Source organism: Endozoicomonas arenosclerae (assembly GCF_001562015.1).
Lineage (GTDB): Bacteria > Pseudomonadota > Gammaproteobacteria > Pseudomonadales > Endozoicomonadaceae > Endozoicomonas_A > Endozoicomonas_A arenosclerae.
The window spans coordinates 1-17,209 of sequence record NZ_LASA01000117.1; the positions used below are offsets into that span (position 1 = coordinate 1).

The 17,209-nt window shown below is 49.4% G+C and carries 1 protein-coding gene; it reads left to right on the forward strand.

From position 1 onward, the window contains the following. The coding region (locus WG89_RS30450; RefSeq protein WP_153301682.1) for a tandem-95 repeat protein at positions 1–17,209 on the forward strand (17,209 nt) is incomplete at both ends.

Genomic DNA, 17,209 nt, shown 5'->3' on the forward strand with positions numbered 1-17,209 from the left:
CATAACACTGGCTGATATTGATTCAGTCACCATCGACAGTGCCTCCATCAGCATCAGCAACAATTACGCTTCTGGCGAAGACAGTCTCTCGTTCAGTGATCACAATGGTATCTCCGGAAGCTGGAATGCTTCTACCGGCACTATGACACTGACGGGCACAGCCACTGTTGCCCAATATCAGGAAGCCCTGAGAACCGTTACCTACTCCAACAGTTCAGAATCACCCAGTACCGATAATCGCACCATCAGTTTCAGTGTTGATGATGGCTACGACAGCAGCAATATTGCCACCAGCACAGTCACCGTGACAGCTGTGAATGATGCGCCAGAGACAGAAGACTCTCTGGTCATCTCTGATGAAGATACCCCTTATATCTTCACCACTTCCGATTTTACTTTCACTGATCCAGACGCTGGACAAACTCTCCAGAGCATCACAATCAACCAGTTACCCGCTGCAGGTCAGTTACTCTTCAATGGCTCTGCCGTGACTGTCGATCAGGAAATCACTCGAACTGATTTATTAGCAGGCCGACTCAGGTTTGAACCTGAAGAGAATGAAAACGGTAATCTGTATGCTTCGTTCAATTTCCAGGTCAGTGATGGAGAACTTCTATCTCCTCAAGCCACCTTTGATTTCAACATCACTGCAGTCAATGACGACCCTACTGTCAGCTCTGCAATCACGGATACTGCTGTAGAAGATTCAGTCACCTTTCAACTTGAACTTCTGACGCACGCGAGTGACGTTGATTCTGGAGATACGCTTTCTGTTGATAATCTAGCGCTCAGTTCTGGTAACGATGCGGGTATTTCAATAAATAGCGACTCACTGATTATTGACCCCGGAGCCTATGACTATCTGCCTGAAGGGCAATCAGAAACTATTGTCTACAGCTACGACGTAGTGGATGGAAATGGAGGTTCTGTCTCTCAAACAGCCACTCTGGTCATCACGGGTACCAATGATGGTGCCCAGATTACCGGTGTGGATACTGGCTCTGTTACTGAAGACAGCCATGTAGATTCTCTGGTGGCAACGGGTTCTCTCACAGTCACTGATGCTGACCAGGGAGAAAGTGTTTTTCAGGATCAGACTCTAACGGGGAATTATGGCGACCTGACCATTAATGCTGACGGTGACTGGACCTATACCGCAGATAACAGTCTTCTTGCCATACAAGGCCTGGATGATGGTGAAACGCTTAGCGAAAGCTTTACGGTTACCACGGCAGGCAGTGACTCTCATACCATCAATGTCACTATTTCAGGTACCAATGACGCTCCGGTGATTGATGCCGGCATGTCCGACCAGACTGCTACAGAAGAGCAGGCTTTCAACTACCAGATTCCAGTCGATGCTTTTGCCGATATAGATGGAGATTCTCTGACCTATTCCGCCACTCTGAACGACGGAAGTCCTTTACCCTCTTGGGTCACATTCAATCCATCCAATGGCACTTTCTCCGGAACACCCGATGATCCGGACCTAGGACAAATCGTCGTCAAGGTAACGGCCAGCGACGGCGACCTTTCTGCTTCTGGCCAATTCAAGATTAATGTTACTGCTGTTAATGACCCTCCTGAACTTCAGGAATCACCTCTGGTTGATGGCATTGTTACCGCTCTGGATTTCAATACAGGTGCAGGCCTTCTAGCCAATGATCTGTCCTCGGAAGGCAACGATGCCAGCTTCACTGGTAACGTAAACTGGGTTTCCGGGCATGACAACACGGGCAGTGCATTCAATATGGATGGCACAGCAGGCTCTGCCGAACTGCAGGGCCTCAGCACCGGTGGTGCCATGACCATTTCTGCCTGGGTGCAATTTGACAGTTTTGATGAGCACTGGTCCCGAGTTCTGGATTTTGGTAACGGCCAAAGTGACAACAATATTGTGCTGGGTCATACCGGCGACAACAACGGCATTGGATTCCATATTTATTCCGGTGGCCCTGATGACCCAAAAGGCAGTCTTGAGATCAACAACTTCTTCACCGCTGGCGAATGGGTTCACGTTACAGCAACGGTTGAAGCCGATGGCACCATGTCTATCTACAGAAATGGTGAGCTTGCGGGACAAGCTGACGGTGTAGTACCTGCAGAAATGGTACGTACTGGTAACTTCCTGGGTAAGAGTCACTGGTCAGCAGACGGTTATCTGGATGGCAGCATTGATGAGCTGGTTATTACCAACGGTGCAGTCAATGCAGACCAGGCTAAAGCTATTTATCAAGCTGATACCGTCAACAACCTGTTATCTGACAGTTTCCATGTAGAAGAACACAGTACTTCGGGCACTGTAGTAGGCTCAGTGAATGCTACTGATGTGGACAACCCAAGTCTGACCTATTCCCTGACCAATGACGCCGGTGGACGCTTTACCATTGACTCCAGTACAGGGGAAATCTCGGTAGCCACCTCAGACAGCTCTCTGCTTGATCATGAAACCGGTGGGAGCCATAACATAACAGTACAGGTCAGCGATGGATCATTAACGGATACCCGGTCATACACTATCTACCTGACCGATGTTAATGATGCACCTGATGCTCAGGATGAGACAGTTTCTACACTGGAAGACAGCATCTACACCTTTACCGTTAGTGACTTTAATTTTAGTGATGCTGATGAAGGCGATTCTCTCAGTCAGATTCGTATTGATAATCTTCCAGAACATGGCGAGCTGCTTCTGAATGGAGTTGCCGTATCAGAGAGCGACACTGTCTCCCAGCAGGACATAACATCAGGGCTTCTGACATTCAGACCGGTACTGAATGCCAATGGCGATGGATACGACAGTTTTAGCTTTTCTGTCGCAGATCAGCAGGATGTTTTCTCTACTACCCAGAATGTCATGACAGTAGATGTCACGGCAGTGAATGATGCTCCTGTTGTCAGTGCTGGCATCAGTCATACCGTTAATGAAGATCACACTATTACCCTGACAGAAGCTCAGCTGCTTGTTAACGCTTCAGATATAGATGGGGACAATCTGACAGTCAGTAATGTCCGTGTAGACAATGGCAGCGTTGGTGTTACAGATAATGGCAACGGCACCTGGACAATCACACCTGTTGTCCACTGGTCAGGTACCAGTCAGCTGTCTTTTGATATTTCAGATGGCAATGCTTCTGTAACCAATACTCTTTCTCTAGCTATATCGCCCGATGCTGATGCCCCCTCACTGCTTTTCAATAACAGTGCTCAGAATGCCACCGTCAGTGTGAATGAAGACACGAGTATTGCGCTGAACCTTGCAGCAGATCTGACGGATACAGATGGCTCTGAAACCCTTAATGTTCTTATCGAAGATATTCCTGCTGGAGCTGAAATCACCGATGGCTCAGAGATAGTGACCTCCACAGGAGGCCCTATCAATGTGTCGAGCTGGAATCTTGCCAACCTGTCCGTTACCCCCACTGAGCATCACGAGACAGATTTCAGTATTACAGTCACAGCTACAGCCACTGAACAATCCGGAGGCGATACAGCTTCCACCACCCGCGAAATTCTGATCGATATTCAGCCCCAGAATGATTCTGCGATCATCACTGGTGTTAACACTGGCTCAGTAACCGAAGATGATTTCAGTACTTACGGCCCTTTGGGTGAAAGAGAACTGATTGCCACAGGCGATCTGGATATCCAGGAACATGATGCGGGAGAAGCCTCCTTTCAGGCAGAAACCGTAACCGGCTCTTACGGTGAGTTAACCATTAACAGCAGTGGTCAGTGGGAATACATTGCAGACTCACGACAATCTGAAATTCAGGAGCTGGGGGTTACAGAAACCCTTCAGGATACTCTCACTGTTCAATCCATAGATGGCACCACCCACGACATCACCATAACCATTCAGGGTGCCAATGATCAGGGTGACGGAGCGCCGGTGTTTCTTGGCTCACTAGCTGAAGACAACACTCTGGTCATCAATGAATCCTCCATTCTAAATGCGGTTACTGATATTGACGGCGATACACTCACGGTTAGTGCAATCCAGCTGCCAGTCGGAGGTCATTCCATCGTCAATAACAACGATGGCACCTGGACTCTGACGCCGGCTCAGGATTTCAATGGCATGCTGGAAATGCTTTATGTGTTCAGCGATGGTACACAGGGCTTTGAGGTCAACAACCTTGTCCGGGTGAACATTACATCTGTCGCTGATACTGCTGTCATTTCTGGAGATGATACAGCTACTCTGGCTGAAGACTCTGCCGCCACTCTCACCGCCAGTGGCTCTCTCAGTGTCACTGATCCCGACGCAGGAGAAGCAGGGTTTACCGCAGAAACCATCAATGGCAGTTACGGCACACTGACCATAGACGATGATGGTGACTGGAGTTACTCAGCCAATAATACCCAGACGGCCATTCAATCGCTTTCCGACAATGGATCATTACAGGAAACCCTGACTGTCCAGTCTCTTGATGGTACAACGCACGACATTACCATCACATTTACCGGAACAAACGACGGTCCGGTACTGGATTCAGCCATCACCAACCAGAGTGTTGCTGAGGACTCCGTATTCAGCTTCCAGATTCCTGAGAGTACCTTCAGTGATGAAGAAGGGGATGCACTGAGTTATTCCGCTACTATGGCAGATGGCAGTGCCCTACCCTCATGGCTTGGATTCAATACTTCTACCCGCACTTTCTTCGGTACTCCTGATAATGAAGATGTAGGCACGCTCAATCTGAAAGTTACGGCTACAACACCCGATGGTCGTTCTGCAGAGAGTACTTTCAACCTTGATATCACCGACACCAATGATGCTCCTGTTCAGGTTTTTACGGAATCCGGGGGGCAACTGGTCTTTGAGGCTGAACACTTTCACAGCAGCATCAGCCGAAGCGGAGAAACCTGGACAACAACCAGTAAGAGTGGAGCATCCGAAGGGAATGTAGTTACGACAGAGGACGGCAGCGGTGCCTATCAGGGCAGTACTGAAGGTAACAGTGCCGAGTTAACCTATGAGGTTCAGGTCGATACACCGGGAACCTATTATGTCTGGGTAAAAGGCTATGCCGCCGACGGCAATGCCGACAGTGTTCACCTGGGTTTGAATGGCGAATATCAGAACACCAGTGATGCCATTACAGGGTTTGGCTCCGGTGGTAACTGGTCGACGGGTACCATGGACTCTTCGACGGCCTATATTGAAATAATCGAAGCTGGTCGGCACCAGATCAACCTCTGGTTACGGGAAGATGGCTTCCAGGCCGATAAAGTCATCCTCACCACAGATCCGGATTTCGTCCCCAGTGGCAACGGTCCTGATGAATCTGACTATCTGAATGCACCTGCAAACCAGACGGCTACTGAAGACGTTGCATTTTCCTACACAGTATCCGAAAGCGCATTTACCGACATGGATGCAGGAGACAACCTGACCTGGAGTGCAACGTTATCAGACGACAGCCCATTACCTGACTGGCTCTCTTTTAACAGTTCAACAAGAACCTTTTCAGGGACGCCCGAGAATTCGGATGTCGGCTCTCTGGATATCAAGATCAGTGTGAGTGATGGTGACGCCAGTACTTCCACCAACATCAGCCTGTCCGTCACTAACGTCAATGATACAGCTGTTATTTCTGGCGTGAGCACCGGCACCGTTACAGAAGATGCCTCGTCCACTCTCACTACTACCGGCAAACTGGATATCAACGACATTGATGTCGGTGAGTCTGCCTTTACCGCAGCCAATTTTATCGGTGATTATGGCACTCTCAGCATTGATGCTGACGGTAACTGGAGCTACTCAGCAGATAATAATCAGTCTCCTATCCAGCAAATGGGTATTGGTGACGACCTGACAGAAACGTTTACTGTGCAGAGTCTTGATGGGACGACTCAAGATATCACCATTACTCTGCAGGGAACCAATGATGCCCCCACGGTTTCTTCATCCATCGACCTTGGAAGCATTGATGAAGATAACTCTGTCCTGATCACCGAAGCCCAACTGCTTGCCAACGCCTCTGATATAGACGGCGATAGTCTTTCTATCAGCAGCCTGTCTCTGGGAAACAATAGCCACGGCACCATTACTGATAATGGAAACAGTACCTGGACCTTTACTCCAGCAGCCAACTTCAACGGTGATGATGTTGCTTTCAATTTTGTGGTTAGTGATGGCCATTCTGGTGGAAACACCAATAGCTCAGCGGTCATTGACGTTAATGCCGTTGCTGACAGTCCTGCTATTTCACCCGACACGAGTGAAGAAGTCGTTACTAGCTGGGGATTTGAAGACACCGTAATCGGATCTGACTGGCAGGATGTTAACGCTTCACCTGATGGCTGGAGCAGTGCTGCCGGTCACTTTGAGTTACAGCGAAATGGCGCTGACAGCAATACGGCTTATGAAGGCAACCAATGGCTTGAGCTTGATACAGATCAGACGCTCGACGTCATCAGTTACCAGGCAGACACCAGCGACGGCCAACCACTGATTTTTGAGTTTGCCACCAGGGAGCGTCGAGCTGATACCACTGATGACTTTGAGATTTACTGGAATGGGGAGCAAATCGCCACTGTATCACCCACCGATAGCTGGACTGTTCATCGCATTGAGCTACCTCCAACAGGGGAAGATACCACCAGCCTTGAGATCAGGGAGCCCTCTGGGGCTAATGACTATGAAGGTTCACTGATCGATGATCTGAAAGTACTGAAAGTAGGCATTTCCGCCAGTGATGACCCGGATTATGACTTCAGTATCACCAGCCTCGAAGACACAAGCATTCCCCTGAATCTCGGCACCGTCACCAGTGGCGGCACAGAATCCATTTCCACCAGTCTGGCGGGTATTCCTGCGGGCAGCGTGCTGACAGACGGCTCCAACTCAATTAATGCTGACGGCAGCAATATCGATGTATCTGGCTGGAACCTTTCAGCCCTTTCCCTGACGCCTCCTGCTCACAGCAACTCTGACTTCACCATTACCGTTGCGTCTACTGCGACTGAAGGTAATGGCGACTTGGCCAGTAACAGCATCAGCCTCAGGGTTGAGCTTCTTACAGAGAACGATACTCCTACCGCTGTTAACCTTGATGCTCTCTCAGTATCCGAGAACTCGGATGGAGCTATTGTCGGAAACCTGAGCTCAACCGATGCCGATACGGGTGACAGTCACACCTATACCGTCAGCGACAACCGTTTTGAAGTCGTGAACGGTCAGCTGAAACTTAAGGACGGCATCAGCCTTGATCATGAAACAGAAAGCAGTATCTCTCTTGATGTCACCACTGAGGACAGCGAAGGTGCCAGCCATACCGACAACTTCACTTTATCAGTCACAGACATCAATGATGCTCCTGTCGTCACAGGCCCAACCAGTCACTCAACCAGTGAAGATAACAGCCTGACCATCACAAAAGCTGAACTGCTGGCCAATACGACAGATGCAGACAGTGATAATTTGTCGATCAGTAATGTACAGGTCACCAGTGGTCAGGTTTCCATAACAGATAACGGTAACGATACCTGGACAGTCACTCCCTCAGCTGATTGGTCAGGTAGCGGAGAACTGTCTTTTGATATCTCGGATGGGACGGTCACTGTTTCAGGCCAGGCTGATGTTACTGTATCTGCCGTTGCAGATACTCCGGATATCACAGTAACCGGCACAACCGTTATCAGTAACATGGATTTCAACGGAGGGCTGGCCTCAGGCTGGACCTCTGAGCATGATGTTGAAGTGCACAGCGATGGAGGTCCCGTTGGAGCGTCCAATAGCGGAACCAATGTTGCTGAGCTGGATGCAGGCAGCTCAGGCAACCCGGATGCTTATTACTACTCCGTTGATACCAGCCAGGGACACGACCATCAGATCTCACTCTGGGTTAAGCAGCGTGACAGTTATGATGGTACCGATGAAATAGAAGTTGTCTGGAATGGGCAGGTACTTCAAACCATTGATCCGGGAACCAGCTGGGAAGAAGTTACCATTAATCTTCCCGATACGGATCAGGCCTCTACTCAGCTGGCTGTAAGAGAGGTGGCGGGACAAAACAATGGCGTTGGCCCATTACTGGATCAGATCACCATCAGTCGCTTTGGTGCAGATGACAGCACAGATCCTGCTTACGACAAAGTAATCTCAAGTCAGGAAGATACCCGTATTGCTCTGGATTTAAGCTCATCGCTCAGTGATTCTGACGGTTCTGAAACACTGTCCATCAGCCTGAGTGGTATACCTGCAGGGTTTGCTCTCAGTGACGGAACTAATAGCCTGACTACCGACGGTAATGCCGTGGATGCGTCGAGCTGGAACCTTTCGAACCTCACCATCACTCCAGTTGCAAACCACGACTCCGATTTCACAGTCACGGTCACTTCCACAGCTACAGAAGCCAGTAACAACGATACTGCAACTCATACACAGACCATCCGGGTTGATATGCAACCCGTCGTCGATGCCGCCGAATTCAGTGGCGATGACAGTGCAACAGTGACTGAAGATGCAGCCGCCACTCTCACAGCTTCTGGCAGTTTATCGGTAACGGATGCTGATGGCAGCGCATCCTTCGTAGCTGAAACGGTGAACGGAACTTATGGCTCTCTGACGATCAATACTGACGGTAACTGGTCTTATTCTGCCGATAACACCCAAAACAGTATTCAGTCTCTGGATGATGGTGAACAGTTAACAGACGCTATGGTCATCAGCTCCAATGATGGTACGACACACACCATCGAGATCACGATTCAGGGAACCAATGATGCGCCATCCTTAGGCGCAGTTCAGACCATTTCTTCCAATGAAGATACCAGTTTCACTCTATCTGAAGCTCAGTTGCTCAACGAGGTATCTGCCACTGATGTAGATGGAGAAACCCTAAGCGTCAGCAATGTCAGTATTGACTCCAGTTCTATTTCCGTCATGGATAACGGTGATGGAACATGGACGTTTACTCCTGATGCCAACTGGTCTGGATCAGGACAAATTGCCCTCGATGTCAGCGACGGCACTGCAACCGTTTCCGGACAAATCAATGTCACTATTTCTCCTGATGCTGACGCACCTGTTATTACACCTTCCGGTGCGCAACTCATTACCTCAATGGATTTTGAGAATGATGATATTGCCAGCGGCTGGACATCGGAGAACACCCCTGAGATCAATCAGGCCAGTGTCTATGGTGTAACCGATGCTTCAGGTGGCAATGGTTATATAATGGACCTGGATGACAACGAAGGGGCGTCCGCAAATACTATCGACGCTCTTCGTTACACCCTTGATACCAGTTCGGGCTTCGATCATGAGTTAACGTTCAAAGCCAGAACCCGACCTGACAGTCTTGGCACAGACGATATGGAAGTGGTCTGGAACGGTGAGGTCATTCAAACCATCAGCCCAGCTTCAGACTGGGATACTGTCACGATCAGACTACCAGCGATCTCTGCAAGCTCAGGTGTACTTGAACTCAGGGAACTTTCAGCCAACAGCGAGAATGATGATCATGGCATTCTTCTGGATGATGTATCGATTCAAAGGCTGACAACCATCTCTGCAACAGAGGACACAGCCTTCGAGTTTGACCTCTCTGCTGCACTGGTTGATAACGATGGTTCTGAAACTCTGAGCTTAAGCCTTACCGGTATTCCTTCCGACTACACGCTCACTGATGGATCAAACACCGTTGTTTCTTCAGGCTCTGGTATTGATATATCCAGCTGGAATCTCAGTAATCTGTCTTTAACACCGGCCAGTAATGCGAACGCCAACTTCACCATGACATTGTCTGCTACCGCAACCGAGAACTCTGGAGGTGACAGTAGCACGACCACACACGCCATCCAGGTAGAGATAGAGGCTGTTAATGATTCGGCTTCTATCAGTGGCGACAATACAGGAGCAGTTGTCGAAGATACTGCAGCCACACTTTCAGCATCCGGCTCTCTGACAGTATCGGATGTCGACACCGGAGAAGCCAGCTTCACGGCTGAAACCATTAATGGTAGCTACGGATCACTGGTAATAGATGCTAACGGTGACTGGACTTACTCAGCAGATAACTCCCAGAGTGCCATTCAGTCATTGGGCGATAGTCAGACACTGAACCTTGAGGGTGACTGGAACAGTACAGCCCGAATTAACTCTGACCTGGTCACCAGCGATGACTTTACCGTCAGTCTTTGGGTTAAGCCGGATACTGTTGATGGAAGTTACCATGGATTCTTTGGCTCCCAACCCAGTGATCCCAATGACCGATCGCCTTCTCTTTGGGTAGCACCGGACGGAGATCTGCACTGGTCATCAGTCGACGTCAATGGTGGAAGCTATTCAGGTCTGACAGATTCTCTATTCACTCAGGGTGAATGGGCGCATATCACCTGGGTCAAAGATGGCAATGAATATCGCTTCTACAAAGATGGCAACCTCGTTCACACTGACTCTGCACCGGATAATGTAAAGCTTTCGGGCTATACCGAGTTAGGCCGGGTAGATAACACACTTGATGGCCAGCTGGATGACCTGCAAACCTACAGCAGGGCGCTGACACCGTCAGAAATAGCCGACACCATGAACGGTGAAACGCAACCCGATCTACTGTCTCACTATGACTTTGCAGGCAGCAACTTAACAGAAGCCTTAACAGACAAGTCGGGCAATCAGGCTACAGGAACATCCAACGGCAGTCTGGAAGATTCTGACCTGATAACCGGTCGAGCAGATACTTTGACAGATACCATCACGGTTCAAAGCCAGGATGGTACAACACACAACATCACAATCACCCTGAGCGGTGACAATGACGCACCCGTTGCTGCTACCAGCAACTCAGTGAATCTTGCCCTGAATGAAGATGCCAGCCTGGTGATTACCGAAGCCCAATTGCTGGCCAGAGTATCTGATGTAGATGACAGTCACTTATCACTCTCTAATGTCACCTTAACTTCCGGGCAAGCCACTCTTGTGGATAACAATGATGGTACCTGGACCCTGACGCCTGATGCCGACTGGTCAGGCAATGGAACAATATCATTCAACATTTCTGACGGCCACTCAGTGTCGACTATTCAGACAGGCTTTGATGTTGCCTCAATAAATGACGCCCCGATTCTTGCCAACAGCGTCAGTGACCAGTCCGTCAATGAAGACTCTTCTTTCAACTTCACCGTGCCCGAGAATACCTTCTCTCACGCTGACGGAGATACCTTAACCTTTACTGCAACCCAGGCGGATGACTCAGCAATACCTGACTGGATTAGTTTCGACCCATCCACAAGGACATTCTCTGGCACACCGGATAATGACGACGTTGCCACTCTTAACCTGAAGGTGACTGCTACCGATGAAGATGGAGAAACTGTCGATGCGAGCTTCAGCCTGGTCGTCAATAACGTAAACGATGCGCCATCTCCAGTCTTTGCCCAGGACAACGGACTGGTATCCATCGAAGCAGAACATTTCAGCAGCCAGGTCAATCGCAGTGGGAATGCTTGGAGTGTTAAAAGTGATAGCTTTGCTTCAGGCGGAGAATACGTTGATACGGCAGATAATGGTCTTGGATTTGATCAAGACTATACAGGCCAAAGCTCAGAGCTGACATATGACATTCAGTTTGATTCTGCGGGTACTTATTACGTATGGGTTCGTGGTAATGAGACAGATGGGAATGGCGACAGTATTCATATTGGTCTGAATGGGGAGGCTGTCGAGAGTGGCAGTCGCATTGATTTCGACTCTACATCAATGGAGTGGGCTAACGACCGAATGAATGGTGCTGGTCGTATAACTATAGAGGTTACTGAGCCAGGTACTCACCAACTTAATTTATGGATGCGTGAAGACGGTACTGGGGTTGATAAAATTGTTATCAGCGATGATGTCAACTATGTGCCTTCCGGTTCAGGCCCGGCAGAGTCTGATTATGTAGGTCTATCTGATCAGACAGTGGCTGAAGAATCTGCCTTTAGTTATACCGTTGATGCCAATGCTTTCAATGATCTCGACGGTGACAATCTCGCGTTCTCAGCCACTCTGTCCAATGGCGACCCACTACCTGCCTGGATGAGTTTTGATGCAGGAACCCGAACCTTCTCGGGCACACCAGACGATCCTGATGTTGGTACTGTACAGGTGAGGATTACCGCCAGTGATGCTTCTTTAAGTTCGTCTGCTGATGTCAATATCAATGTCAGTGCTGTTAATGATGCTCCTATCGCGCCCGTACCTGAAGTGGATCAGTTTGCCTTCACTTGGGGTGGCTCCAGCATGAATGGCAAAACAGCGGACTCTTATACCCTGCCAGATGATTACAATCTTGGGGATACCTTCTGGGTTCACAAGAACGACGATATATTCAGAAAAGCTGTTGAAGTACAGATCAGTGATAATGGTGATGGAACTGTAAACATCAAAGCAGTTTCGTCTGCCTATACGACTCAGTCCAACTGGAACAGTTTGACAACAGAACAACAGGCTAACTTTTTCGAAAGCGGCTCTGGTACTACACAGACTGTCTCAACATCCAATTCAAGCCCAGGCTACGGCATCAGTGATGTATCAATCAATGGAGGACCTACTGTTTCTGGCTTCCTGGATACATCCACTGGAAAAAATCTTGATCCATTCTCTTCTGTTGAAAACAGCTCGAATGGAACGATTGTCGGCTCCGTTACTGCAACAGACGTAGAAGGTGACAATCTGACATTCAGCCTCTCCAATGATGCTGGCGGACGCTTTGCCATAGACAGTTCAACCGGGCAAGTTACAGTAGCTGATGGCAGTCTTCTGGACTATGAAACGGCATCTACTCATAGCATCACAGTGCAGGTCAGTGACGGTGAACTCACGTCAGAGCAAACCTACACGGTTCAACTAAGCGACACCAATGACGCTCCGGAACTGGTAGGAAGTATTGACGACCAGACAGTAGCGGAAGAATCGCCTTTCAGTTACACCTTACCTATCAATGCTTTCTCTGATGATGAAGGTGATGCACTGACTTACAGCGCCAGCCTTGCCAGTGGTGACCCCTTACCTGCCTGGCTGAGCTTCAATGCTGGAACCCGAACCTTCAGTGGCACACCCGACGACCCGGATGTTGGCAATATTTCTGTAAAAATCACCGTGTCCGATGGCTCTGATTCAACCGATGTGTTCTGGTCAGTCAGCGTCACAGCAGTCAATGATGGGCCAGATCTCGTCAGTGATACAAACACCGATGAAGCCTCCATAGAAGGTACTGCAATAACAAGCTCTGCCAGTGTTCTGGCCAATGATAGCGATGTTGAAAATGATCCTCTGACCGTTACTGATGTTAACGGAACCACGGTTTCTGGATCGACCACCATTGAAGGTGACTATGGTGACCTGACCATTTCTGGCGACGGTAACTGGACTTACACACCGGCCTCTGTGGATCTATCATCCGGCCTTGTTGCGCACTGGTCGTTTGATGAAACATCAGGCACCACTGTTTCCGACGGTACCTCCGGTACTTCCACCGATGGTGTACTGAAAGAAGGGGCAGCCTTTGTATCTGGCGGTCTCAATGGTAATGCGGTGCAGTTTGATGGCGCCAGTGCTCTCGTCGACATTACCGATTCCAGTGAGTTGAACACCTATTCAGGCAACAAGACTGAGCGAACCATCGATTTCTCCTTCAAGATTGATTCTGACAATGATCTCAGTGGTCGACAGGTGTTGTACGAAGAAGGCGGTGGCAGTAAAGGCTATAACATCTACATAGATGACGGCACTCTGTATGTAGGCGCCTGGGCCAATGAAAATGGCTGGGATAATGGCACCTACCTCACCACAGATATCAGTTCCATCAGTAGTAGTGACTGGCAACAGGTTTCGCTGGTCCTTGATTCAGACAACAACTCCCTGAAAGCCTACTTCAATGGCGAAGAGTTCGGGTCAGGACATGCTGAAGCAATGGGACATCACGGTGATGAAGCATCGTTCGGTAGTGTATCGCTTCACTACAACGAAAGCTCAGGTGAAACCCTGCGAGGCGCGACACGTTTCCATGATGGTTCCGTAGATATCCCGGAAAACCACTTCGGCTTTGATGGCCTGATTGATGAAGCCAGAATCTATGACCGGGCCTTGAATCATCAAGAAGTCAAAGCACTGGGTTATGAATTTGAAACCAGCACGCTCCAGGATACCTTCACATACACCGTTTCTGACGGTACCGACACTGCCACCTCAACACTTACTATTGACGTCAACCGGGTACCGGAAGCGCTCTCTGGCACTCTTTCCGCCACCGAAGATGGCGGAGCCATTGCTGGACAGTTAAGTGCTATTGATCGTGATGCTGGTGAGTCCCTGACGTTTGCCGTGGAAACTCAGCCCTCCGAAGGCAGTGTGACCGTGAATGCCGATGGTTCCTATAGTTTCAATCCCGGAGCGGATTTCCAGGATCTGGCTCAAGGCGCCACAAGAGACGTCACTTTTGACTATCGAGTCACAGATGCGCAGGGTGACTCCAGCACCAATACCGTCACGATTACAGTGACCGGTACCAACGACACGGCCAATATTACTTCTGTTGAAACCTATACCGAAGACTTCAATGATTTCTCAGCGGGGGATCTCAACGGCCAGAATGGCTGGGTGACCGAGAAGTCCAGTTCTGTGGACCTTTCTCTGGCAGATATAGGGGAGGATGGATCCCAGGCGCTCAGCTTTAATCAGGTTTCAGCATCGGCAGCCGGTTCATTACTCAATTCCGTTCCTGATCTCAGCAATGCATCTATCTTTGCCTTTGAGGCTGACATTGCCAAAAACTGGTGGGGGACTGATTTCAGCATAGGTGGTGATAACAACAACGATGGCAAAATTGGCAAGAATGATAATGAACAGGCCATTAGCATCAAGCCTGCTGATCACAACGACACCTTGACGCTGAAATTAGCCGACGGTTCAACTCAAACTGTTGCTTTCTCGCCTTCAGATGGTAATGGCTGGACCCGCTTCAGAATTGAGGTCGATCTTGAAGCAAACAGTGGTAGCGGTGCCATAACTGTTAAATATAAAGACCTCTCTGCCGGTGAAACCGAATGGACTACAGTGTCAGGATTGTCTGGCATTGATGCTCAACTCAATCCTGCTGCTTCTGATCATACTAATCCGGATAACTGGAATGGCATCTACATAAACGGCGATGGTCAAGGCGTCAGAGTAGACAACCTGATGCTGGAAGCGAAGGGCGATACAACAAATGCTGCTCTGACTGAAGACAGTGGTGTGGATGGCAGTGGTAACCTGGTGAAAAGTGGGCTTCTGATCGTCAATGATACGGATACCGGTGAAGGCAACTTCACTGCAGAAACCATCACCGGTAGTTACGGCTCCCTGACCATTGATGCTTCAGGCAATTGGACTTACACAGCCAGCAACAGTCAAAACGCGATTCAATCTCTGGATGACGGAGAGAACGTCACCGATACCCTCACCGTGCAAACCGCCGACGGTACCACTCATGATATCTCTGTGGTCATCAGTGGCATGAATGACGGTCCATCGGTTGCCAATGTCGACCTGGGCAGCAGCAACGAAGATACCGATCTGGTGATCACGGAAGCACAACTGTTGGCCAACAGTTCTGATATCGACGGTGACAGTCTGAGTATCACAGCGCTGACCTTAGACAACGGCAGTCATGGATCTCTGACGGATAATGGCAACGGTACCTGGACGTTCAGTCCTGCCGATAATTTCAACGGCTCCGACATCAGTTTCAGCTTTACTGTCAGTGACGGAACTGTAACCTCTTCAGCTACAGCGACGGTCGATGTGACAGCGGTCAATGATGCGCCAGAACTCTCAGGCAGTCCTCTGATCAGTGGCATTGATGCGGCATACAGCTTCTCCGACAGCACTGACACTTCTGGCAATGGTAACGACCTGACGCTGAGTGGCAGTGCCACACTGGGTACCGGTCATAACGGTGGTCAGGCCTTTGAAATGGATGGTACTGCAGGCCATGCCGATATTGCCGGACTGCAGACCGGTGGTGCAATGACCCTTTCAACCTGGGTGAAGTACGACAGCCTGAGCCAGAGCTGGTCACGTATTGTTGATTTTGGTAACGGTTCAGCCAACAACAATATTATCCTCGCTCATGATGGTCCAACCGATACGATTGCCTTTGAAATCTACGACGGGGTGGGATCCCCAGCGGATGGCGTTCTCAAAATCAGTAACTTCTTTACGGAAGGTGAGTGGGTACATGTCACTGCTACGGTGGATGACACCGGTGCCATGCGCATCTATAAAAACGGCGAGTTAGCCGGTGAAAATCTAAATGGTGCGGTTCCGCCGGAGCTGGTTCGAACCAACAACTATATAGGTAAAAGTAACTGGGATGGGGACGGTTCTCTGGATGGTTCCATTGATGACCTGGCCGTATTTAACAGCGCTCTCAATGCGGATCAGATCAAAGCCGTCTATGAAGCGGATTCTGTCGAGAATCTTGTAAGCGATGCGTTCCATGTGGTGGAAAATAGTGCTAACAGCACCGTACTGGGTTCAGTTGCGGCCACTGATATTGATACCGCCAGTAATGAACTGACCTATTCACTGAGTAACGATGCCGGTGGCCGCTTCACCATTAACAGTACAACCGGCGAAATCACCGTAGCAGACAGTGGTCAACTGGATCATGAGAGCAATGCCACTCATACCATTACGGTTCAGGTGAGTGATGGTGAGCTGAGCAGCACCCGTGACTATACGGTTTATGTTACCGACATTAATGAAGCACCAACTGCGGCGGACAACACACTCTCGACCAATGAAGATACCGGTTATACGCTGACACTGGCTGATCTTGGGTATAGCGATCAGGAAGGTGCAGAGATGACCCAGATTCAGGTGTCAACACTGCCCACTGAAGGCGCGCTGAAACTCAATGGTGCTGCTGTAACCGCAGACCAGATTATCTCTAAAGCGGATATTGACGCGGGTAACCTGGTCTTCGAACCTGACAGCAATGAGGCCGGGGACGACTATGCGTCCGTTGGCTTCAAGGTACATGATGGTAATAGCTACTCGGGGGAACACAACCTGACCTTTAATGTTGCAGCCGTTACCGATGGCGCAACATTGAACGATATCGGCACACAGGTTCTCAATAGTACATTTGATGGCAATAATGCTGATGGCTGGCAGAGAACGAACCCCTCTAACATCGGTAGCTCTCTAGTACAGAACAACGAGCTCTACAACTGG